Origin of the sequence: Gordoniibacillus kamchatkensis (genome assembly GCF_000829455.1) — a bacterium.
Classification (GTDB): domain Bacteria; phylum Bacillota; class Bacilli; order Paenibacillales; family NBRC-103111; genus Gordoniibacillus; species Gordoniibacillus kamchatkensis.
In genome coordinates this window covers 110,339-133,489 of sequence record NZ_JXAK01000011.1, presented here as the reverse complement: position 1 = coordinate 133,489, position 23,151 = coordinate 110,339, and the positions used below count along the sequence as shown (strand labels likewise).

The 23,151-nt window shown below is 58.2% G+C and carries 17 protein-coding genes and 1 pseudogene; 16 read left to right on the top strand and 2 right to left on the bottom strand.

What is annotated here, in order from left to right; translation table 11 throughout:
• Positions 1 to 95: 95 nt before the first annotated feature.
• The 12 genes and pseudogenes from SD70_RS08605 (at position 96) to SD70_RS08555 (ending at position 14,586) form a co-directional block, all read left to right on the top strand.
• Entirely contained in the window at positions 96 to 776 is a 681-nt protein-coding gene (locus SD70_RS08605; protein WP_082053219.1) for an MBL fold metallo-hydrolase, read from the top strand.
• Positions 777 to 824: 48 nt separating this feature from the next.
• Complete coding sequence (locus SD70_RS08600; protein WP_331436748.1) at positions 825 to 3,347, top strand: alpha-mannosidase; 2,523 nt, start codon at positions 825 to 827, stop codon at positions 3,345 to 3,347.
• Between the two features lie 233 nt (positions 3,348 to 3,580).
• Positions 3,581 to 4,420, top strand: a complete 840-nt coding sequence (locus tag SD70_RS08595; protein WP_052487190.1) for a DeoR/GlpR family DNA-binding transcription regulator — start codon at positions 3,581 to 3,583, stop codon at positions 4,418 to 4,420.
• Positions 4,421 to 5,403: 983 nt separating this feature from the next.
• Entirely contained in the window at positions 5,404 to 6,039 is a 636-nt protein-coding gene (locus SD70_RS08590) for a D-sedoheptulose-7-phosphate isomerase (protein WP_041047177.1), read from the top strand.
• Positions 6,036 to 7,012, top strand: a pseudogene (locus tag SD70_RS40255) (ROK family protein). Before SD70_RS08590 ends, SD70_RS40255 begins: the two are co-directional and overlap by 4 nt.
• Before the next feature lie 129 nt (positions 7,013 to 7,141).
• Entirely contained in the window at positions 7,142 to 8,920 is a 1,779-nt protein-coding gene (locus SD70_RS33040) for a cache domain-containing sensor histidine kinase (protein ID WP_052487189.1), read from the top strand.
• Between the two features lie 2 nt (positions 8,921 to 8,922).
• Positions 8,923 to 10,482 (top strand): response regulator transcription factor, encoded by a 1,560-nt coding sequence (locus tag SD70_RS08575; protein WP_231571119.1) that lies wholly within the window; start codon positions 8,923 to 8,925, stop codon positions 10,480 to 10,482.
• Between the two features lie 99 nt (positions 10,483 to 10,581).
• A complete protein-coding gene (locus SD70_RS08570) occupies positions 10,582 to 11,811 on the top strand; it encodes an ABC transporter substrate-binding protein (RefSeq protein ID WP_052487188.1) in 1,230 nt (409 codons plus the stop codon).
• 152 nt (positions 11,812 to 11,963) lie between these two features.
• Positions 11,964 to 12,842 (top strand): carbohydrate ABC transporter permease, encoded by an 879-nt coding sequence (locus SD70_RS08565; protein WP_041047175.1) that lies wholly within the window; start codon positions 11,964 to 11,966, stop codon positions 12,840 to 12,842.
• Positions 12,839 to 13,414, top strand: coding sequence for a carbohydrate ABC transporter permease (locus SD70_RS08560; protein WP_331436744.1), 576 nt, complete (start codon positions 12,839 to 12,841; stop codon positions 13,412 to 13,414). The genes SD70_RS08565 and SD70_RS08560 overlap by 4 nt, the downstream gene beginning before the upstream one ends.
• The gene (locus SD70_RS39730; RefSeq protein ID WP_331436743.1) at positions 13,399 to 13,752 is read left to right on the top strand and encodes a hypothetical protein; all 354 of its coding nucleotides are present in this window, start codon (positions 13,399 to 13,401) and stop codon (positions 13,750 to 13,752) included. Before SD70_RS08560 ends, SD70_RS39730 begins: the two co-directional genes overlap by 16 nt.
• 324 nt (positions 13,753 to 14,076) lie before the next feature.
• The gene (locus SD70_RS08555) at positions 14,077 to 14,586 is read left to right on the top strand and encodes a phosphoesterase (RefSeq protein WP_041047174.1); all 510 of its coding nucleotides are present in this window, start codon (positions 14,077 to 14,079) and stop codon (positions 14,584 to 14,586) included.
• Between the two features lie 49 nt (positions 14,587 to 14,635).
• On the opposite strand, the gene SD70_RS08550 is transcribed toward SD70_RS08555, so the two are convergent.
• Together SD70_RS08550 and SD70_RS08545 are read right to left on the bottom strand one after the other, a co-directional pair.
• On the bottom strand, positions 14,636 to 14,938 hold the full coding sequence (locus tag SD70_RS08550) for a hypothetical protein (protein ID WP_041047173.1): 303 nt from the start codon (positions 14,936 to 14,938) through the stop codon (positions 14,636 to 14,638).
• A 71-nt stretch (positions 14,939 to 15,009) separates the two neighbouring features.
• Positions 15,010 to 15,366, bottom strand: coding sequence for a DUF2500 domain-containing protein (locus SD70_RS08545; protein ID WP_041047172.1), 357 nt, complete (start codon positions 15,364 to 15,366; stop codon positions 15,010 to 15,012).
• Between the two features lie 155 nt (positions 15,367 to 15,521).
• On the opposite strand from SD70_RS08545, the gene SD70_RS08540 reads away from it, so the two are divergent.
• From SD70_RS08540 to SD70_RS33025, 4 genes are all read left to right on the top strand, one after another.
• Entirely contained in the window at positions 15,522 to 16,871 is a 1,350-nt protein-coding gene (locus tag SD70_RS08540; RefSeq protein WP_041047171.1) for a sensor histidine kinase, read from the top strand.
• Positions 16,862 to 17,593: a response regulator transcription factor gene (locus SD70_RS08535; RefSeq protein WP_231571115.1), complete on the top strand. Its 732-nt coding sequence runs from the start codon at positions 16,862 to 16,864 to the stop codon at positions 17,591 to 17,593. Before SD70_RS08540 ends, SD70_RS08535 begins: the two co-directional genes overlap by 10 nt.
• A 388-nt stretch (positions 17,594 to 17,981) precedes the next feature.
• Positions 17,982 to 18,983: an alpha-glucosidase domain-containing protein gene (locus SD70_RS33035; RefSeq protein WP_052487187.1), complete on the top strand. Its 1,002-nt coding sequence runs from the start codon at positions 17,982 to 17,984 to the stop codon at positions 18,981 to 18,983.
• On the top strand, positions 18,892 to 23,031 hold the full coding sequence (locus SD70_RS33025) for a discoidin domain-containing protein (protein ID WP_082053218.1): 4,140 nt from the start codon (positions 18,892 to 18,894) through the stop codon (positions 23,029 to 23,031). Before SD70_RS33035 ends, SD70_RS33025 begins: the two co-directional genes overlap by 92 nt.
• The last annotated feature ends 120 nt before the right edge of the window (positions 23,032 to 23,151 follow it).

Below are 23,151 nucleotides of genomic sequence, written 5' to 3'. Positions count from 1 at the left end.
GCTCGAACGATTCCGATACAATTCCCTAAGGAGCAATTCCATTATGGCCCATATCGTAAGCTGGCTGAAACTTTTACGCTGTCGGCGGCGACAAGCTGACGCACCCGTGGGATGCGAGCGCGTACGTGCTGACTGGCGGCGCTGGGCCGGTGCTGATCGACTGCGGCAGCAGCGAAGGCTACCCTGACTTGCGCCGCAATTTGGCTGCGCTCGGCATTGCGCCGGGCGACATTCGCCGCGTGCTGGCCACCCATGGCCACTGGGACCATCTGTCCGGCTTCGCCTCGCTCCGCGCCGATCATGGCGGCATGCTGGAGCTGTACATTCACGAGGCGGACCGGGCGCAGGTGGAGCAGGGCGATCCGGAGCGGACCGCGGCGTTTTTGTACGGCAAGCCGTTCCCGCCGCTGCCTGTCGCCGGACTGCTGCAGGACGGCGAGACGGTGCGCGCCGGAGCGTTCGCTCTGACGGTGCTGCATACCCCGGGCCACTCACCCGGCAGCGTCTCGTTCCTGCTCGATACAAATGCAGGCCGCGTGCTCATCGCCGGCGACACGCTATGGGGCGGCTATCACCCCCGCGTCGGCTCGGATCTCGAGGCATGGTCGCAGTCGCTCGACAAGCTGCTTGGGCACGACTTCGACCTGCTGACGTTCGGCCATTTGCCGCCGACGCTCGTTTACGACGCGAAGACCAAAGTCGCCGAAGCGCGCAAGCAGCTCGGAGTCTATTTTAACCCGTGGTTCAAGCCGTTCTGCGAGACGTTCCGGTATTAAGAGCGCTATACACTTTAAGCAGCACAAAGCAAAGAGGCTAACCGCAACATACCAATACCAAAAAAGGCAGGGGAGCATACGGATGAAAAACCGCAAATTCCACATGATCGGCAACGCCACATCGATCCGGTATGGCTGTGGCAATGGCAGGAAGGCTTTCAGGAAGTCAAAGCGACGTTCCGCTCGGCGCTCGACCGGATGAAGGAGTACGACGACTTCGTGTTCACGTGCTCCTCGGCGGCGATGTACGAATGGGTCGAAAACAACGATCCGCGCATGTTCGACGAAATCAGGCAGCGTGTCAAGGAAGGACGCTGGCAAGTCGTCGGCGGCTGGTGGATTCAGCCCGACTGCAACATTCCGGGCGGCGAATCGTTTGTGCGCCAGGGGTTGTACGGCCAGCGCTATTTTAAAGAGAAGCTCGGAGTGGCCGCTAAGGTCGGCTACAACGTCGACAGCTTCGGCCATCACGGCATGCTGCCGCAAATTCTCGCCAAAAGCGGGATGCCGTACTACGTGTTCATGCGCCCGATGCCGAACGAGAAAGGGCTGCCAGGCCGTCTGTTCCATTGGGAATCTGACGACGGCTCGCGCGTGTTGACGTACCGCATCCCGTTTGAATATTGCACATGGGGAAAAGATCTGGAGAAGCACGTCCGCCGCTGCATGACCGAGCTGAAGGAGCCGGTCGACGAGCTGATGGTGTTTTACGGCGTCGGCAACCATGGCGGCGGTCCTACAAAAGAAAACATCTTGAGCCTCATCCGAATGAACGCCGACCCGGAATTCCCGACCATCCTCTTCGATGGCCCGAACGACTATTTCGAGCATATGGAGAAGCGCGAGCTCCCGCTCCCGGTTGTCCACGACGATTTGCAGCACCACGCCAGCGGCTGCTATGCGGCGCACTCGGGCATCAAGAAATGGAACCGCGAAGCGGAAAACAAGCTGCTTGCCGCCGAGGCGTGGTCGATTATAGCCGAGCGCGTTACCGGCCAGCCGTACCCGCGCGACTACGACCGCGCCTGGAAAAACGTGCTGTTCAACCAGTTCCACGACATTCTCGCCGGAACAAGCCTCGAGGCGGCGTACGAGGACGCCCGCAACCAGCACGGCGAAGCGATGTCGATTGCCGAGCGTGGCCTCAATTACGCGCTGCAGTCGCTGTCGTGGAACATTGGCATTGAGCACGAGGAAGGCATGAAGCCAATCGTCGTGTTCAACCCGCACGCGTGGGCGACGCGCGTGAACGTCGAGCTCGAAATCGGAGGCATACGCGATGCGAGCGTCCTGACCGACGAGACCGGTGCCGAGGTGCCGTATCAGCTCGTGCAGCCGCTGGCGACATCGGGCGGGCGGTACCGCCTCAGCTTTGTCGCCGAGCTGCCGGCGCTTGGCTACCGTCTCTACAAAATGCACACGCCGCCGGGGCTCGTGAGCGGCTCCAGCGCGATTGCGGCCCCGGGTCCGAACGCGCCTCAAAGCGCAAAGGACACTTCGCATCTGAATCCGCCGGCCGTCAAGGCGACGAATACGTCGCTCGAAAACGACCGGTTCCGCCTCGAATTCGATCCGAACACCGGTTTCATTTCCAGCCTGTTCGACAAGAAAGCAGGCTGCGAAGTGTTCCGCGGCCCGGCCGCGCGCCCCGCAGTCATCGAAGACAACTCCGATACGTGGAGCCACAACGTGCTCCATTTTCAAAATGTGGTCGGCGACATGACCGCCTGCAGCGTGCAGCGCGTCGAGCATGGTCCGGTCAAATCGGTGATCCGCGTGACGGGCGAGTACGGCCGGTCCACGATCATCCAGGAGTTCTCGATGTACCGCGAGCTCGATTATATCGACGTCAAGGTGACGGTCGACTGGCGGGAGCATTTTAAAATGCTGAAGCTCGTCTTCCCGGTTAACCTTATGATGACGAAGCAGACATATGAAATTCCGTACGGCTTCAAGGAGCGCGAGCACAACGGCGAGGAGGAGCCTGGACAAAGCTGGGTCGACTACGGGGGCATTTTGCGCGAAGGCGGCACAACGTACGGCCTATCGCTTATCAGCGACGCGAAATACAGCTACAGCATCATGAACAAAGAGCTGGCGCTCACCGTACTGCGCAGCCCGATTTACGCCCATCACGATCCGCTCGTGCCGGATCCGGCAGGCCATTATTCCTTCATCGATCAAGGCATCCAGACGTTCCGCTACCGGCTGTTGCCGCACGAAGGCAGCTGGGAGCAGGCCGGCACAGTCAAGCGTGCGTGGGAGCTGAACCGCCGTCCGGTGACGATCATCGAGACGTATCACGCCGGCCCGCTGCCGCAGCGCGATTCGTTCCTGTCGGTCGATCAGGATAACGTCGTCGTCAGCGTAGTGAAGAAGGCAGAGGAGGGCGACGATCTGATCGTCCGCGCCTACGAAACGACCCGCACGGCAACGAAAGCGACGATCCGCCTGCCGAAATGGAACCGCACGATCGAGACGGCGTTCGGCCCATGCGAAATCAAAACGCTGCGCATCCCGGCGAACCCGGATGCCGCGGTGACGGAAACGGATCTGATCGAGTTCGCGTAAGTGGCTCGATCGGGCGCATGGGAACGGCCGGAGCCGGCTGCCCGGGCGGGTGTTGCATAGCCGGACTTGGTTGCCGGTTGAGCATTTGCATTTTATCGATGCGAAGCAGCCGATGGCCTAATAAAAAAAATGGCTACACATCGGTTTCCACCGGCGAAACGCCGCATGTTATAATAGAAACCGACAAAACTCGACCGAATTAATAGAAATACGTCGCTAGGGGGCCAGGACGCATGATCGTAGTCCAAAGGCGCAACAAAATCAAAGAGATTGTGCTTCAGGAGCGTAGCGTCAAAGTAGCCGATCTCGTCAAGGAATTCAACGTATCGGAGGAGACGATCCGGCGCGACTTGAATCAGCTTGAGCGGGAAGGCATCATTCAAAAAAATTACGGCGGCGCAATCCTCGTCGAGGAGCTGCAAAACGCGGCCCCGAACGTGCCGCCGGTGCAGCAGCGCAAGTTTCAATATTTTGAAGAGAAGGACGCCATCGGCCGGATGGCGGCGTCGCTCGTATCGGAGGGCCAGATTGTCATTCTCGACTCCGGCTCCACGACATGGTGCATCGCCCGCCATTTGCGTGGCGTTCCGAACCTGATGGTTGTTACGAACGGCATTAACATTGCGGAAGAGTGCAGCCACAATGAGGAGACGTCCGTGTTCGTCATGGGCGGCAAGCTGGTCAAGAAGTCGATGAGCCTCGTCGGCCCGCAGGCCGAGATCGAGCTGCAAAAATATAACGCTCACTTCGCCTTCCTGGGGACGTCAGGCATCACCGAACGCAAAGGCTTTACCAGCTCCGACCTGTACGAGGCCGAGGTGAAACGGGCGATGGTCGCCGCCGGGCAAAAGATCGTCATCGTCGCCGATCATAGCAAATTCGAGCAGCAAGGGCTCATTTCATTCGCCGGGTTCCGGGACGTTGACATTCTCATTACGAGCGAACTCGTCGACCCGGCCATTTTGAACGACATCCGCCAAACCGGAGTGCAAGTCATCGCCGTCTCTTTGCCGGAAGACGCGGCGGGGAGGATCGCCGACAAGCGGGGCCCAGCCGATGCCGGCAGCCGATAGCGGCGGCGGGGATCAGCGCCGACAAGCGGAGCCTGGCCGATGTCGGCAGCCGATAGCGGCGGTGGGGAGCAGCGCCGACAAACGGGGCCCAGCCGATGCCGGCGGCCGATAGCGGCGGCGGGGAGCAGCGCCGATAGCGGGGCCCGGCCGATGCCGGCGGCTTATAGCGGCGGGGCTTGAACAGGAGTGCGATTCGGCATGAGCTCGATACGCCCATGTTGCGGCGCGACTTTCCCCGGCAGCCTCAGCCTTAAAGGAACGTAGTTCCGCTATTGCACGGATTGAGGGGTACCGGCTGCATTTTAACGGAACGTGGTTCCGCTATCGGTCCGGAACAAGAGCGATTTCCGTAAAAATTGTGGGAATAACGTACTCCCGTTCCGCTATTTTCGGGAAATACCCGGGAAATCGGCCGATAACGGAACAAATTTCCGTTAACCGAAGAGAGGCATGGCAAAGGGAGGTAGCGAAGGTAAGGCAGGGCAATGAAGGCAAGGAAGGCAGGTAGCGAAGGTAGGGGCAGGACAAGGAATGCAAGCAGGACAAGGAATGCAAGCAGGATAAGGAAGGCAAGCAGTACAAGGAAGGCAAGTAGTAAAAGGCAAGACAAGGCTAGGCAAGCAGGACAAGGAAGGCAAGCAGCACAAGGCTAGACAAGGCTAGGCAAGCAGGACAAGGCCAGACAAGACCAGACAAGCAAGACCAGACAAGCAAGACCAGACAAGCAAGACCATGCAAGCAAGACCAGACAAGGCAAGCAAGACCAGACAAGACAAGACAAGACAAGACAAGACAAGACAAGACAAGACAAGACAAGACAAGACAAGACAAGACAAGACAAGGACTGTTCGCCCACATTGTTAAGCAAACCATGTTCGCCCTGCCTGACACAGTGGCTTCTCAACCTGGGTTCCGCGAACAACCGGAGTTTAAGCTGAAAAGGTTAGCAAAACCAGACTGACCGAAAAGGAGCATTGCGTGCTATGTGCGATGTTTTTGCGCGGCTGACGGCCAAATACCCTGAGCTTGAAGCTTGCCTGCCCGACATCGAGCAGGCGGCGCGGCTGCTGGAAGTGTCGTACCGGCAAGGCGGGCAGACGCTGCTGTGCGGCAACGGCGGCAGCGCTGCCGATTGCGAGCACATCGTCGGCGAGCTGATGAAAGGTTTTATGTCCAAACGGCCGATTCCGGCGGCGATGCGCGGCAAGCTGCAGCAGTTGTTCCCGGACGATGCCGGCTACCTCGCCGATCATTTGCAGGGCGCGCTGCCGGCGATTTCGCTCGTGAGCCACACGGCGCTTGCCACCGCTTTCAGCAACGACGTGGCGGCGGATATGGTGTTCGCGCAGCAAGTGTACGGCTATGGCCGAGCGGGGGACGTGCTTGTCGGGCTCAGCACTTCGGGCAGCTCCGCCAACGTTGTCCGCGCGATGCAAGTGGCCAAGGCGCTCGGCCTCGGGACGATCGGTTTCACCGGGCGCAGCGGCGGCAAGCTGAAGGAGCTGTGCGACGTGACGATCCGCGTCCCGTGGGACAGCACGCCTGACATTCAGGAGCGGCATTTGCCGATCTATCATGCGATCTGCATCAAGCTGGAGGAGGCGCTGTTTCCGTCATGACGCTGCTGGCAGGAATCGATATCGGCGGCACCAAATGCGCCGTCAGTCTCGGCAGAGCGGCGGATGGCGGCCGCATCGAACCGCTGGGCAAGCGGCGTTTTGCTACGCCGCAGTCGCCGCAAGAGACGCTGCAGTGCCTCATCGCCGCCCTCGGCGAGCTGCTGGCCGAGCACTCCCCCGGGCTTGAGCCGCTGGCCGCCATCGGCATTTCCTGCGGCGGACCGCTGAACAGCCGCACGGGACTTGTGCTGTCGCCGCCGAACTTGCCCGGCTGGGACCGAATCGACGTCGTCAGCCCGTTCCGGCAGCGCTACGGCGTGCCGACAGGGCTGCAGAACGACGCCAACGCGTGCGCCTTGGCCGAATGGCAGTGGGGCGCGGGACAAGGCTGCGAGCATATGATCTTCTCACTGTCGGAACGGGCATGGGGGCAGGGCTCATCTTGGGCGGCCGGCTGTACGCCGGAGCGAACGACATGGCCGGCGAAGTCGGGCACATCCGGCTTGCGGAAGACGGACCGCTCGGCTACGGCAAAGCCGGCTCGTTCGAAGGGTTCTGCTCGGGCGGCGGCATTGCCCGCCTCGCTCGGGCGCTGGCTGCCGAGCGGCTGGCTGCCGGCGATCCGCCGGGCTTTTGCCGCACGGCCGCCGGGCTTGACGCCGTCTCTGCGCAGACGGTCGGCGAAGCGGCTCGCGCCGGCGACCCGCTCGCCATCGACATTTACGCCGCCGTCGGCCGCCGGCTCGGGCAAGCGCTGGCGATTTTGGTCGATACGCTTAACCCGCAGCGCATCGTGATCGGCAGCATTTTCGGCCGGCAGCGGGAGCTGCTCGAGCCGTTCGCGCTCGAGGTGCTGCGCCGCGAAGCGCTGTCGGTCGCCCTCGGCGCGTGCGAGATCGTACCCGCGGGGCTCGGCGAGCAGGTCGGCGATTACGCCGGCCTGTCGGTCGCCTTGTATCAGCTGCAGCAGTGAACCCCGTAAGCTGTCGCCGTTCCCGGGTCCATACGGGATGCGGCGGCAGCTTGCGCCAGTATGGCCGCCATTTGGCAAACCGACTGCAAAGCATTTTGTCCTGCTTGACCGCGGGCATCAAAGGAGCGAATGAAACGCATCATGGCTTGGCTGAAAAGGAGCTTGTTCGCAAAATTGCTGGTCGGCATGCTGATTTCGGCCGTCATCCCTTATTCGTTGTCGAACGTCATTTCGTTTATTACCACTTCCGGCTCCGTGGAGCGCAAAGTGATCCAATTGAATCAGGACGTCATGGTCATCAACATGGAGAACGTGAAGCGGTACTTGCACGAACTGAACCGAAGCTCTGTCCTCTTCTATCAAGATCAGACGTTGATGAGATACTTGCGATCTTCCGAAGTGTCCCCCTCCGAACTGCTGTACATCAAAAATCAAGTCGACGCGGTTTACAGCAACCGCAGCGAATTTCGGGCCGTGCGTTACATAAGCACGACGCTCGGCGGCCAAACTTTTTTTAAAACGAACGACAATACGATCGGCGGGGATTTCCGCAGCGTAGGGACGATACCCGATACGGAAAACGACAGATGGGATGCCGAGCACAGCTACGAGGTCGCCGCTCTCGGCAAGGAGCGCGTCCTCGTTTTGCATAAGCTGCTTATCGATTATCCGAGCCCGAAGGTGATCGGCCTGGTGACTTTGTATGTCGGCCTGGACGAAATCGGCAGGCTGCTGCAGTCCCAGGCGGGCTCCTTTTCCGGAGGCGCCGTATTTCTATATATCCGCAGCGATAACGAGCAGCTGTACAGCTCCGATCCGTCATTGGCGCCGCAGCATCCGGCGTTTGCCGAAGGTGCCGCTCAAGGCTCGCTGGATGGGGAGCTGAACGGCAAAAAGGGCGTCTTCACCTACGTGAAAGACGATTATATGGGTCTGCCTCTGACACTCGTCAAGTTTATCCCGAGAGCGGCCATCGACGATTCGGCGAAACAGACGTTGAACCGGTCTCTCGTCATTCAAATCATGGCCGTAGGGTTTGTCATTTTGTTTGCGTTTATTTTGTCGTATGCTACGATTTCCCCGATCAGACGGCTGCTCCGCAGCATCGCCCGCGTCGAGACGGGCAACTTCGACGTCAATACGACCACCGGCCGGAAGGACGAGCTGGGCGTGCTGGAAAGCCGCTTTCAAACGATGGTCCGCAATATCGACGATTTGATGAACCGGGAATACCGCAATCGCCTCGAGCTGGCAACGGCGCAATTAAAAATGCTGCAGGCGCAAATCAATCCGCACTTCCTGTACAACACGCTGCAATCGATCGGTACGCTGGCGCTGCGGCACGGCGCTCCGGACATCAACGACAAAATTGCCGAGCTCGGCGCCATACTCAGGTACAGCATGGATTTGAAAACGGAAATCGTCCCTTTGCAAAAGGAGCTCGAGCATATCGAGCATTACTTGTCCTTGCAGAAAGGACGTTTTAAACATAAACTTTCGTACGCCATAACTTGCCCGGATGAAGCGTTAAAGGTGCCTGTGCCCAAGCTGATCCTGCAGCCTTTGGTGGAAAACAGCATCGTGCACGGCTTCGAGAAAGGACGCGGCTCCGGCCCGCTGCATATTGCCGTCGGGATCGAGCTGGACCGGAAGCTGAGCATTCGCGTCTGCGATAACGGCAAAGGCTTCGATGCCGAAACTATCGGGGAAATCGGCCGGGAGTACGCCAATTTTGAGCTGCAGTCCGGAAATGAAGGCGGTATCGGGCTTATTAACGTACTGTACAGGCTTCGCCTCTATTTCGGCGGCCGATTTAAGTGGGAAATTGCAAGCAAGCCTTATGAAGAGACGGCCATTGCGCTGCAGATTGACATCGACGCGGAAGAGAAAGGGGGGCGGGCCGATTGAAAGTGCTCATTGCCGACGACGAAGAGCATGTGCGGGAAGGGATCGAGCTGGCGGTCGATTGGGCCGAATTCGGCCCCCTGGAGCTGCTGTTTGCGGAAGACGGACAGCAGGCGATCGAGCTGATTCGCGCCCATAAGCCCGCCGTGCTGTTTTGCGATATGAATATGCCGGGCATGGACGGGATGACGCTGCTGAACATCATCAGAGAGGAAGGCTGGAACACGCAGATCATCGTAGTGAGCGGCTACGACGACTTTGTTTATACCCGCGCTACGATCAAAGCGAACGCCGTTGACTATATTCTGAAGCCTTTCCGGAAACAAGACTTGGAGCAAGCGCTGGAACGGGCGATAAGCGCCTGGAGGAAGCTGGAAAACAGCCAGCTTCATTCATGGGAGACCGAGAATCGCCTCAAGCGGGCGGATGCCATTTTGTATGAGCAGAAGCTGGCTATGTACTTCAAAGGGGAAGCCCCCTTTCACGACGGCATCCGCACCGCGCTTGGCAAAGTGGGCTTGGCCGGCAGCGGCATCCGCGCCGCCATGCTGCTTCTCCGCAACCGGACGGAGCTGGTGGAGCGCCGTTTTTACGGGGATGCCGAGCTGTTCTTTTTTGCGGCGAACAATATCGCCCAAGAGATTTTGCGCGAGTACGGGGCTTATTACCTATGCCGGCTGGACGACTATCAGTGGCTGCTGTTAACGGTTGAGGGCGGGCGCGCGGATTCCGCCGACCGGCACAAACGGTATACGGGCAAAGTGGTGTCGGCGTGGGAATCGACCGTCGGCTTTCGGACTTTGACGGGGATATGCGAATTCGCCGCCGATGCGGACAAGCTTCCGGCTTCCATCGGCGCCGCGCGGGCAGCTTTGCTCAAATGCGAGCTTTTGTCCCCGGCGGAAACGAGCCGGCCCGTGAAGGAGCTGCCCAGCCTGGCGGATCAAAGCCTGCTCATGAGGACCGCGCTGAAAAATGCGGATAAACGATACGCGGCGGAAATCGTCCGCTCATTCGCGGAAGCTTTGCGCCAGCGGGGCAGCCTTCAGCTGAAAGATTTGCAAGCTTGCACGATTGAAGCCAATTTGCTGCTGAACCAGATGCGCAGGGTCCATTCGAACGAGAACGATTCGGCGGACCTGTTTATCCCGCTCTGGATCAGCGACTTGAAGGAATGGGAAAACATGCTGGTCGGGCAGCTGTGGAGCCTGATCGAAGAAGGCGGGGGCGACGGGTTCGAGGGCCGCGGCATTCAGGCCGTTAAAGACTATATTCACCGGCATTTTCAAGAAGATATATCCCTCTCGGCCTTGTCCGAGCGTTTTCATTTCAGCCCGCAATATATCGCCAAAAAGTTCAAGGAGCTGTACGGCACAACAGTCGTCACTTTTTTGACCGAGGTGCGCATGGAAAAGGCCAGGTCGCTGCTTCGCCATACGGACATACCGGTTGCGGAGCTGGCGCAGCAATTGGGCTACGCAGACGAGAACTACTTCGGCAAAGTGTTCAAAAAGCATACCGGACTATCCCCGCTGCAATTCCGCAAACAGCCGCGAGATTCATAGATTCCTTTTTTGGGCGAAAATATTCTCTGTTTTTTCGCCCCTCGATTCCCCTACAATGAGTAGCGTACATCACATTCAACCGAAGGGGAGCATGAAAGCATGAAAAAGTGGCTTAGCACTGGTTGTATCAGCGCATTGCTTCTGACGACACTGGCTGGCTGCGCCGGCGGGAACGAGCCTGCCAAGGACAATGCCGCTTCCGGGAACAAAGCAAACGAGGGCGGCAAAGACAAGAAGGTCACGCTTAGTCTGCTTCAGTTTAAAGTGGAGATTACGGATAAAGTCAAGCAAATGGCCGCGGATTATTCGAAGGACCATCCGAACGTCACGATCGAGGCGGAAGTATCGAACGATTCCGATACGCTGTACAAAACCCGCTTCGCTTCCGGCGACGAACCGGACATTTTCATGGTGAAAGCTTACACCGACATTACGGACTGGTCTGAGCGTCTGGCCGATTTGGGCAATGAGCCCTGGATGTCGAAGGTGGCGCCGGCAGCCGTGCAGGGCATGACCGTAGGCGGCAAAAAGCTCGGCTTCCCGGTCGCGTTCGAAGGCTACGGCTTCATTTACAACAAGGACCTGTTCGCCAAAGCGGGCATCGACAAAGTGCCGACGACGCTGACGGAGCTGAAGCAGGTGAACGAAAAGCTGAAGGCGGCGAGCATTCCGTCTTACAACGAGGCTTACAACGTATGGTGGGTGCTCGGCCAGCACTTGTTCAACCTTCCGTTCGCCTATGAGAAAGACGCGGTCGGCATGATCGACAAGATCAACAAGGGCGAGAAGAAAGTGACGGACGTCGCGGCGATGAACGGCTTCTTCGACGTGCTGGACATGACCGTGAAGTACGGCAAAGGCGCCGAGTCGATCGGCACGACGTACGACAACCAGGTGTCCGATTTCGCGACCGGTAAGACGGCTATGATGCAACAAGGCGTCTGGACGATCGATTCGATCATGAAGATCAATCCGAACATCAAAATGGGCATGTTCGCGATTCCGCTCACCGACAACGCCGAAGATACGAAAATGCCGGTCGGCGTGCCGGGCTACTACGTGCTGAACAAAAACTCGAAAAACTTGGACGAAGCCAAAAAGTTCCTGACCTGGCTGCACGACAACGGCCAAAAATATTTGGTCGATTCGTTCAAGCTGATCCCGGCCTTCACCGACCTGAAAACTTCCCCCGACCTCGGACCTTTGGCTGCGGATCTCAGCTCTTATGTAGAGAAAAACAAGACGCTGCCTTGGGCGCATACGCTGTGGCCGTCCGGCTCAACCGCGAATTCGCGAAGCCGCTGCAAGCGTACGTCGGCGGACAAATGAACAAGGAACAGGCGCTCAAAGAAGTGCAAAACATTTGGGACGCCAGAGTGAAGAAATAACAGGATCGATTGGCATCGCGGTGCATAGCCCTCCTAAAGCGGCGGGCTATGCATTGTTTCTGTCAGCCTGATACCGGGAAAGGAAGAAGGGAAATGACGAGAACGAAGCTTCGCCGGATCGTAACGTATGCAGCGTTTGTGTCGCCTGCGCTCCTCTTTTTCGCGCTGATTATTTTGACCCCCTTCCTGCGGGCGATCCTGTATTCGTTGCAGGACTGGAACGGGATCAGCAGCCATATCCGCTGGGCGGGACTGGACAATTACCGGAAAATTATGAGCGACGGCCCGTTTTTCAAATCGCTGTGGTTCACGGTCAAATATGTCGTGGCCACGACGATACTCGTGAACGCGATCGGGCTTATGCTCGCTTTGCTGCTCAATCTGGGCCTGAAAACGCAAAACGTGCTGCGCACCGCCTTTTTTCTCCCTTACGTCATCGGTACGATCATTATCGGCTTTATTTGGCAGTTCATCATTACGCAGCTGTTCAAAGAGATCGGCGCCGGAACCGGCTGGGCGCTGTTCGCCAAAAACTGGCTCAGCATTCCCGGCTATGCGTTTTGGTCGCTCGTCATCGTAGCGGTATGGCATTCGGCCGGTTATTTTATGGTCATCTATTTGGCTGCGCTGCAGGGCGTGCCCAAAGATATGCTGGAAGCGGCCGAAATCGACGGGGCGGGCCGCTGGAAGCAGCTGTGGCACATCGTGCTGCCGCTCATCCGGCCGGCGATGACCATCAATTTGTTTCTGGCGATTTCGAACGGTTTCAAAGGCTTCGATCTCAACTTCGCCTTGACGAAGGGCGGGCCGTTCGGCTCGACGGAGTCTTTGGCCTTGCACATTTATCTCGACGCCTTCACGAAAAACTTGTTTACGTACGCATCGGCCAAAGCCGTATTGTTCTTTGTCGTCCTCTCGGCCGTCACGCTTGTGCAAGTGGCCGTCATGAAGCGCAGGGAGGTGGAGCTGTGAGACAGAACAAGTACAGCGCGGGCAAACTGACCGTGGAAATCGTTATGATTTTGCTGGCCGTCGCGTTCTTTTTCCCGCTCTATTTAACGTTCGTCAACGGGATGAAAACGTATAACGAAGTCATCACGTCGACCGTAGCGCTGCCGCATGCGATTCAGTTCAAAAACTTTGCGACCGTGTGGAAGCAGCTCAATTTTGCCGGCGTATTTATGAACTCGCTCATCATTACCGTCGCTTCGGTCGCGGGCATTCTGATCATCAGCTCGGCCGCGGCTTACCAGCTCGTGCGTACGCCCGGCCGGGTGAGCCAGATCATTTTCATGATGATCCTGTCCTCGCTCGTGATCCCGTTCCAGACGATGATGGTACCGCTCGTCAAAGTGGCGAAGGATCTTCATATCATCAATACGCTCTACGGCATCATCATGATGTACTGGGGCTTCGGCATCCCGATGGCGCTATTCCTGTTTCATGGCTTCATCAAGTCCATACCGAGGGAGCTGGAGGAAGCGCGCATATCGACGGCTGCGGGCCGGCCGGGGTATTTTTCCGGATATTGCTGCCGCTTCTGAAGCCGATCACCACGACGATCGCGATTTTGCATTCGCTTTGGATCTGGAACGACTTCCTGCTGCCGCTCATCACGCTGAGCTCCAAGAAAAATTTGACCATCCCGCTTGCTTCCTCGGTCTATTTCGGGGCAGTACACGAACGAGTGGCATTTGGCTTTGGCCGCGCTAACTCTGGCGGTCGTGCCGATCATCGTGTTCTTTCTGTTCATGCAGCGGTATATTATTCAAGGCATTACCTCAGGCGCCATCAAAGGCTGATTTGTGTGCTTTCCGGCAAAAAGGCTGTTCCTGTAGCGGTTTGTTTCGCTTCGGGGGCAGCCTGTTTCTTTTGTGCGTGAGCGTGCGCTGCTGTAGCTGCTTTTGGAGCAACTACAGCGGGGGGGCGGCGGGAAAGCGGCTCTGCAATTGCCTTCGAGGCACTTGCAGAACCGCTTTCCCGCAATCTGATTTCCGAATCAGGCTTCCTCTTCATCCGATTTGATGAGTCTGGCGCATTGGCACTTTACTTCGAAATATTACACGGTCGGTTACAAGTAGAATGACGGTAAACTCGTTCAACTACCGACCTCACAGCACTTGCAGAAGCATGCATGCGAGCGATTCAACTTACGGCCGCCAATTATAGTATAATTGTGGAAAACAACCCCAAGGAGCCGATCGCGATGCCCAACGTGTTTTTCATTTCCGACCATCATTTCGGCCACGGCCCGATTATCGATTACGAATCCCGCCCGTTTGACAGCATCGAGCACATGACCGAGACGATGGTCGACCGCTGGAACGCCGTCGTCGGCAAGGCGGACCGCGTTTTTCATCTCGGCGATTTCTCCTTCTTGAACAAAGCCGGGACGGCGGCCATCGTGGCCCGACTGCACGGCTACAAAACGCTCATCCTCGGCAACCACGACCGCGGCCGCTCCCGCACATGGTGGCTCGAGGCGGGCTTCGACGAGGTCAGCGAATTTCCGCTCGTGTACGGCGGCTTTTACATGCTGTCGCACGAGCCGATGTACTTGAACAAACATATGCCGTACGTCAACATTCACGGCCACATCCACGGGCAAAAGTACGACAGCCCGCAGTACGTCAACGTTAGCGTCGAGCATTGGGACTATACGCCGGTTGCGTTCGAGACGATTCACGGCCTTTTCCGGCAGGACGAGGAGGGTTGAGCCGCAGCCTCGGTCCCGCCGCTGCACCGGACGCCTCCGGCGTACAGCGCTATTCCAGCCGAAACTTCCGCAGCTGCTCGAGCTGCCCTTCCGCCTTGAGCACCTCCACCTGCTTGCGGCCGATCAGATCGTAATGCGGAAACGGCGGCCGCTGGTGAATGTACGCAGGGTTTAAGCCGTGCTTCCGGCACCAGGCGGCCAATTTATCCAGGTCGGTGCAGCCCGCCTTCGTTACGGTGCGGCAGCCGGGAAAGCGCGGATCGTACCAGTAATGCGTCAGAAAAGCGATCTCCCCCCGCGCCACCGCCTGCTTCCACGCCTCGAGCTGCTGCCGCGTAATGCCGAACGCCATAACCCCACCACCCTATTCTCATGCAAAATGAAGAGGCGGACTCTCCGGCCCGCCTCTTCATTGTACACCTGTCACCTGCGCCGCTCAAAACCGAGATACCGCGTCCCCTGATAAGTGAGCATGCCGCGGTCTCCTTCCGCCAGCAAGCCGTACGCGCGGCCCTTGAGCGGCAGCTCGATGCGGCTGCTGTCCTCCAGTTCGAACGTGGCGAAATACGACGTGCTCGCACCCGTTTCGCCGCCGCCTCGCACTCTGCTCCGCTTGGCGACGACGGCGGCTTCGCGGGTGAGGACCGGGGAAGCGTTGTTGCGCGCCCAGCGTACGAAGGAACTAATGATGACATAGCCGATGCCGACGACGACGATAGTCGGAATGAGCACAAACATGAACTGAAAAAGCGGCGGCGGTCCGCCGAAACTTGCCTGCATACCGGTCAGCTCCTTTCGTCCGTAACATGCCGCAATTGTCGAACGTATCTTACTAAACGAGCCTGCGTCGGCGAAAGTTTCAACCGACGCGGCAACTCTATGTTACAATATAACGAAACATGCTACACCGAAATGGCCCTTGAAGGTGGAACTGTATGCTTTACGTGCTCATCATGCTGTGGACGGTCACGGTCGTGCTGCTCGTCGCCGATCCGAAGCGCCCGTCGATTCGCTGGCTCAGCTTCGTATCGTTTGCCGGCGGGGCCGGCGCGCTGTCGGCATTGCTCGGCGATTCGGTGCTGCCCGCCATGCCGGACGGACAGCCGGCGCGCGCGCTGCGCGTGCTGGAGACCGTCTGCTCGCTTGTGCAGTATTACGGTCTGCCATATACGTATATGATGTTCGGTGTCCATTACCGCGGCGATTCGCGGCTGTACCGATACCGCCGCTTCTTGCCCTGGCTGCTGCTCGTGCCGCCGCTGCTCACGGTGCTGCTGCTGCGGCCGGTGTATCCGATACCGTACGCGTACGCGTCTTTGTGGGCGCTGCCGTACGTAGCAGCCGGCTCGTGGCTCATCGCTGCAAAGAAGGAAGCGGCACCGGCGCTGAAGCGGATGCATCGGGTGACGGCCTGGTCCATCGTACCCACCGTCATTTTGTGCACCGTGCTCAATTACGTTTTTCCGCTTCTTGGCGTGTACGAAATGTGGCGGTACAACGTATGGATCATTGCGGCGGCGTTCCTCGCGTTTGTTGTGGCCATTTTTCGCTACGGCTTTCTCGGGGTCCAGTTTCTGTTCGAACGCCGGCGACTCGATACGACGTTCCGCGCCGTCATGAGCGGCACGGCGCTGCTGAACCACGCCATCAAGAACGACCTCGGCAAAATGAACCTGTTCAGCGACAAGCTGCTCGCCGAAGCGCGAGAGGCGGGGCTGGAAGAGATGGAGAAAGACATCCGCATTTTGCAATCGTCGGCGCGGCACATGGAGGAGATGATCCGCCGCGTCCACCGCCAGACGCAGCACCTCGCGCTGCGCAGGGAACCTGTGGATTTGGCTGAGCTGCTGGAAGAGCAGCTGGAAGGGATGGCGCCGCTGCTCGCCGGGTGCCGGCTCAAGACGTCGTACCGCGTGCGGCCGCGCATCGAGGGCGACCCCGCGCATTTGGCGGAGACGGTGACGAACATCGTGACGAACGCAGTTGAAGCTATGCCGCAAGGCGGGGAACTGAACGTCCGCCTGTTCGAGACGAAGCGCGACTATTACGTGCGGTTCAAGGATAGCGGACCCGGCATCCGCAAGGAAGATTTGCGCCGGGTGCTGGAGCCGTTCTTCACGACGAAGGCGAAAATGAATTTCGGGCTCGGCCTCGCCTACTGCTACAAAGTGATGCAAGGACACGGCGGCGATCTGGAGATCGAAAGCGAACCGGGTCAAGGCACGGCGGTTTATTTAAGGTTTCCGAAGCGGAAGGAAGGGGGAAGGCGATTGTTATGGAGATGAATACGATGGCGGGGTTCGGTGCAAGCGGCGCCGGCCGCCGCATCCGTCTGGCCGTCGTCGAAGACGACCCCGACTGGCTGCGCGGCTTGCTCGCGTATTTGGCCAAGGAGCCGGATTTTGAAGTGGCGGTCACCGCCTCCGGTCTCGAGGAAGCGCGGGCCGCGCTTGCCGGCGGCGGGTTCGATGTCGTGCTGATGGACGTCATGCTCGCGAATAACCGCGAAGGGATTGAGCTGACGGCGGAGCTTACCGCTCGGCTCGGCTGCAAAGTGATCATGCTGACGTCCATGGAGGAGCGCGACGTCATTATGGAAGCGTTCCGCGCCGGAGCGGTCGACTACCACCTGAAGTCCGATTATGTGGACATTCCCGGCGCCATTCGCGCCGCCTACCGCAACCGGCCGACGATCAGCGCTTCGGTGGCGGATACGGTGCGCGGCGAGCTGCGCCGTCTGTCCGACGTCGAGAACGAATACGTGAAGAAGCAGACCGAGGACCTCGTGACGCCGACGGAGCGGGAAATTTTGCGAATGATCGACGAAGGCTACAGCCAGTCGCAAATTGCCGATAAGTTCGTCATCTCGCTGCGTACTGTCAAAGTGCACGTCGGCAACATTTTGCGCAAAATGGGGAAGCCGTCGAGCAAGGAAGCGGCCGCCCAGCTGCGCAAGCTCGGGCTGTTCGCGGACAAGGACAAGGACGAACCGAATAAGAACGGATAGAATATGGCCCTGCCGCTTAGCGGCGGGGCCATTTTGCTGCGAAAAGGGTATAGGCTGGGCAGCGCTGCCCGCAAGAGACAGTACTTTAACAACGGTTTTCAGGACGAAAATCAATGGTTGTATGAATGGCCATTCCCTATGATAAAAGTGGGCGGTACATGTTTGCAGATTTTTACATCACCATCTTAAGGGAGGTTTTGAAAGGAGGCATCCGAAAAAACGATGGCAAGGGAGTGATCATATCGACCGTGAAACCTGCGGCTGGGGGCTGGCATATCCGCTGATCCGGATGGTTTCCGGTCCGCCAAACGGCAACCAGCAGTTGCAATGGACTTCATGTTTGCGAAGCCGGGTTTACCGAAGCAAAACTTGAAGGAGCGTGTAAACGTTGATATCTCTGAAACGGAACTGGGGATGGCTTGTTTTTATTTGGGTCTGCGCATTTATGGCGTTGGGCGGATTGAAGGCTGAAGCGGCGGCAGTCGGGGACATTGCGAAATTCGAAAAAACGGACGACAGGACGTTTACTATCACGTCGGGAGCCGATCAGATTAAAGTGATCTTCAACCGTGACGACATCGTGCGGATATGGCTCGGCGTAGGCGGGAATTTTCAAGACGTTGCCGGCAGAAGCTCGGCGACGCCCAAAGAACCGATTGTGATCAAGGATAATTTCGGTCCTGTAACCGTCACTTGGTCGGATGAAGGAAGCTATTACAAAATGTCGACGGGCAAATTCGTGCTGCGCGCCTACAAAAGCCCGCTGAAGTTCGCGATGTACAAAAGCGACGATACGACTGCGGTCTGGCAAGAGAGTGCGCCGCTGAATTACAGCTCCTCGTCGACGACGCAAAAGCTCGTGCGCGGAGCCGACGAGTACTACTACGGCGGCGGCATGCAGAACGGATTTTTTTCCCACCGCGACCGAAAAATCGTCATCGCCAAAAATTACGGCGACTGGAGCAGCGGTACGGTATCCAATCCGGCCCCCTTTTATTTGAGCACCGCCGGTTACGGCGTGCTGCGCAACACGTTCCAGGACGGGACGTACGACTTCGGCAGTCCCGTGCAGCTGACGCATAACGAGAACCGGTTCGACGCTTATTATTTTTACGGCGAAACGATCAAGGATATTTTGAACGGTTACACGGATGTGACCGGCAAACCGGCGCTCATTCCGAGATGGGGAATGGGTCTTGGGGATGCGGATTGCTACAATACGAGCAACACCGGCAATCCGAAGCCGGGCAAGCTGACGACGCCGGATGTGTTGAAGGTGGCGCAGGCGTACCGCGACTATGACATGCCGGGAGCTGGGTGCTGCCGAACGACGGCTACGGATGCGGCTACGTGCAGCTTGGCAGCACCGTGCAGCAGCTGCATCAATTAGGCTTTTATACCGGCTTGTGGACGCAAAACGGGGTCAGCCAGATGGCGCAGGAGGTCGGCGTCGACGGCACCCGGCTTGCCAAGCTGGACGTTGCCTGGGTAGGTCCGGGCTACGATTTCGCGCTCGATGCGACCCGCCAGGCGTACACGGGGATCGAGAACAACTCCGGCCGGACCGCGGCTTTGTATGGTCCGTCGGCGGCTGGGCCGGCACGCAGCGGTATTCGGCTGTTTGGTCGGGCGACCAATCCGGCAACTGGGAGTATATTCGCTTTCACATTCCGACGCTGATTGGGGCCGGGCTTTCCGGTATGCCTTACGCGACCGGCGATGTTGACGGCATTTTCGGCGGCAGCGCCCAGACGTACGTCCGCGATTTGCAGTGGAAGGCGTTCACGCCGATTTTGATGAATATGTCCGGTTGGGCTGCCAAAGATAAGCAACCTTGGGTTTGGGGCGAGCCATATACAAGCTATAACAGGGATTACTTGAAGCTAAGACAGCGTTTGACGCCTTATTTTTACACGTATTTGCATGAAGCTTACGAATCGGGAGCGCCGCTTGTCAGAGGTATGGTGTACGAATTCCCGGACGATCCGAATACGAAAAACACGCTGACACAGTACCAGTTCATGTCAGGGGAGTCGTTCCTCGTGGCTCCGGTTTACAAGGACGCCGCCGTCCGCAACGGCATTTATTTGCCGAAGGGCAAATGGATCGATTACTGGACGGGAACGGAGCATTACGGCGCCAAAATGCTGGATGAGTATGTAGCTCCGCTAAATCGTCTGCCGCTGCTCGTCAAAGCCGGCGCGATCATTCCGATGTATCCGGAAGCGCTCTATGACGGCCAAACGCCGCCGAATCCGCTCACCTTCGATATTTATCCGTATCAAACGTCCAGCTTCACGCTGTACGAGGATGACGGGGTGTCGAAACAGCACCGGACGGGCCAATTCGCCAAAACGAAGATTACTTCGATTGCTCCCGTAACGGGAACAGGCGATTTGACGATTGCGGTCGGCCCCAGCGTCGGAGATTACGCCGGCAAACCGGCCGAGCGCGTGAACCAGTTCCAGATTCATATGCATCAGAAGCCGACTGCCGTATCCGTAGGCGGAACCGCATATCCCGAGCTTGCCGGCAAAACGGAATGGACCGCGGCAGCCGGCGGCTGGTACTTCGATGCGGCGGATAAAGGCGGAATCTTGCATGTCAAAACGCCGTCTCTCCCGACCGCTCAAGGCTTCGAGCTGAAAGTCGCCGGCTTTGCGGCGGATACGACGCCGCTCATCGACGCGACGGTCATCCCGCTGCCGGAACCGGATAACGATCCGACGAAAATTCCGCAAGGGGATATTGCGGTATCGGCAACTAGCGCAGATGCTTCGGCCCCTGCGGCGAACGTTCTGGACGGCAGCAACGAAACGGTATGGAGCACCAAGCTGGACGGTTCAGCGCCGCTGCCGCAGTCCATCACGCTCAATCTCGGCACCAAGTTTTCCGTAAACAAGCTGAACTATTTGCCGATCCAGTATTTGAGCACGAACGGCATCATAACCGCTTACAACGTGTATGTGAGTATGGACAATATCAATTATACAAAAGTAGCGAGCGGCACATGGAGCGCCGATAAGCTGGCCAAAACAGCGACGTTCCCTACGGCGGAAGCGCAGTATGTGAGGCTGGAAGCGACCGCCGGCGTCGGCGGCCTTGCGGCTGCGGCAGAACTGAATGTATACCGCGACGGCTCCGTCCCCGTTCCGCTGCCGATTCCGAAGAGCCAGATGACGGCGAGCGCCAAAAGCTATCAACCGGGGAACGAGCCCGCCAAAGCGATCGACGGCGACCCAAACAGCATGTGGCATACGAAATGGGACGGTTCGGATAAGCTGCCGCAATCCATCACGCTCGATCTGGGCAAAGTTCGCGAAATCAGCCAGTTCCGCTATGCGCCGAGGCTCGATGCCGGAAACGGCACGATTACGGCTTACAATCTGTACGTCAGTGCGGACGGAACGAATTATACGCAAGCAGGCACAGGCAGTTGGGTGCGGAACAACCTGAAGAAATATGTGCAATTTGCCGCTGTAAAAGCTCGATATGTGAAGCTGGAAGCGACGGCTGCCGTCGGCGGTTTCGTCTCCGCCTCCGAGCTTGACGTGTACGAGGCGCCGCAAGCGCCGCCTGTCCTCGGCGTCATTTCCGAGGGGAAGCCTGCCTCTGCGGACAGCGAGGACCCCGCATTCCCGGCTGCGAATGCGAACGACGGCAATGCGGATACGATGTGGTCCGCCAAGGATGCAGGCTCGGGGCATGCCTGGACCGTAGATTTGGGACGAATGTATTCGGTCCAGGGACTGGAAATTTCGTTCGAGCGGCCGGATCAAGCGTACCAATACAAGCTGGAAATCCGGGAACCGGGCAGTGCGAACTGGATTCAGGTTGTGGACCGCACGAAAAATACGGAGAAGGGCGCCGTCTTGAAGGACGAATTCGGCAGCCAGGGCCGGTTTACCAAAATTACGATTACGGGCTTACCCGACGCAAGCGCCAAAGCGGCAATCCGCGAAGCGAGGCTGATCGGCCTGCCGATTATCGGAACGGCGCCGGTCACGGGGGTTACGCTAAGCCCGTCATCGCTGAACTTGAACGTCCTGGGCGCGCCTGTCACGATGGAGGCTGCGGTTTCCCCGGCCAACGCGGCAAACGCCGCCGTCAGATGGAGCAGCAGCGATCCGGGCGTTGCGATGGTCGACGAGAACGGCGTCGTCACGCCGAAAGGCCAAGGTACAGCAACGATCACCGTAACGACGGAGGACGGCGGCTTCAAAGCGAGTGCCGATGTAAACGTCGCAGGGCAACAAGGCTTGGTCCAAATCCCGCAGAAACAAATGTCGGCGTCGGCGGCCAGCTATCAAGCAGGCAACGAGCCTGGCCTGGCGCTGGACGGCAACCCGAATACGTGGTGGCATATCAGATGGTATAACGTCGACCCGCTGCCGCAGTCGATTATCCTGAACCTGGGCGGCACTTATACAATCGGCAAGCTCGATTATTTGCCCCGTCCGGACTCCGGCAACGGCACGATAACCGCCTACAATGTTTATGTAAGCAAAGACGGCGCTCAGTACACGAAGGTAACCAGCGGCGCGTGGCTGAGAAACAACGCCTGGAAAGAAGCGAACTTCGCTCCCGTCGAAGCAGCCTTCGTCAAGCTGGAAGCAACGGCGGGTGTAGGCAACTTCGCTTCCGCGTCCGAGCTTCGCGTTTACCAAGTAGACACTACGCCTCCGGTTACGACCGATGACGCCAAGTCCGGCTGGCAACGAACCGGGCAAACCGTGCAGTTGACGGCAACGGATGCCGGAAGCGGTGTGAAAAGCACGTACTATAGTGTCGATAACGGCAGCTTTACTGAAGGGCGTACCGTCGCAATCATGGATGAAGGCGTCCATACGCTCAAGTATTACAGCGAGGATATGGCAGGCAACAAGGAGCAGGCGAAATCGGCCGAAGTGAAAATCGATCTGACGCCTCCCGTTGTCCAGACGACGGCGGTACTTTCTCCCACTGTAACCATTGCGGTATATCAGACGGATGCCGTGAACGTGCCGTTCGTCATCACGGACGCGCTCAGCGGCCTCGCCGACGCAAAAGTCACATTGGACGGGAAAGCCGCCAGCCAGAACGTAACGGCTGCGCCGTTGTCGCTCGCTCTTGGCGACCACGATATTGCCATCACGGCGTCGGATGTTGCGGGCAATGTGACGGAGCAGCACTATGTGTTAAGCGTTCGGATGGATATTCAGCACCTGGATGAAGCTGTGCAATTGGCCGCTGCCAACGGATGGATAACGAATCCGGGCATTGCGAACAGCTTGCTGGCGAAGATCGGCAGCATCCAGCAGCATGATGGAGACGCCAATCAAAAGTTGAACGGGTTAAACGCTCTGGACAATGAAGTCCGGGCTCAATCCGGCAAAAAAATCGAAGCGTCGTTCGCCAACGTTCTTTTGGCGGATATCGACTATTTGAGACAGCATTAGAGACGGAAAAGGGCTGCCGCGGCAGCCCTTTTCGTTTTTGCGGAAGCATGGTATTACGGGCTTTCGATTGAAGCGACGCGGCTTGGCAGCGGCCGTGGACGCTGTTAGACAAGAAAAAAT

Coding starts and splice junctions, on each gene's coding strand:
- SD70_RS08550 (WP_041047173.1), bottom strand. CDS start 14,938: ATGGCGTTCGGCATTACGCGGCAGCAGCTCGAGGCGTGGAAGCAGGCG.
- SD70_RS08555 (WP_041047174.1), top strand. CDS start 14,077: ATGCCCAACGTGTTTTTCATTTCCGACCATCATTTCGGCCACGGCCCG.
- SD70_RS08570 (WP_052487188.1), top strand. CDS start 10,582: ATGAAAAAGTGGCTTAGCACTGGTTGTATCAGCGCATTGCTTCTGACG.
- SD70_RS08565 (WP_041047175.1), top strand. CDS start 11,964: ATGACGAGAACGAAGCTTCGCCGGATCGTAACGTATGCAGCGTTTGTG.
- SD70_RS08545 (WP_041047172.1), bottom strand. CDS start 15,366: ATGCAGGCAAGTTTCGGCGGACCGCCGCCGCTTTTTCAGTTCATGTTT.
- SD70_RS08535 (WP_231571115.1), top strand. CDS start 16,862: ATGGAGATGAATACGATGGCGGGGTTCGGTGCAAGCGGCGCCGGCCGC.
- SD70_RS33025 (WP_082053218.1), top strand. CDS start 18,892: ATGACATGCCGGGAGCTGGGTGCTGCCGAACGACGGCTACGGATGCGG.
- SD70_RS08540 (WP_041047171.1), top strand. CDS start 15,522: ATGCTTTACGTGCTCATCATGCTGTGGACGGTCACGGTCGTGCTGCTC.
- SD70_RS08595 (WP_052487190.1), top strand. CDS start 3,581: ATGATCGTAGTCCAAAGGCGCAACAAAATCAAAGAGATTGTGCTTCAG.
- SD70_RS08590 (WP_041047177.1), top strand. CDS start 5,404: ATGTGCGATGTTTTTGCGCGGCTGACGGCCAAATACCCTGAGCTTGAA.
- SD70_RS33040 (WP_052487189.1), top strand. CDS start 7,142: ATGAAACGCATCATGGCTTGGCTGAAAAGGAGCTTGTTCGCAAAATTG.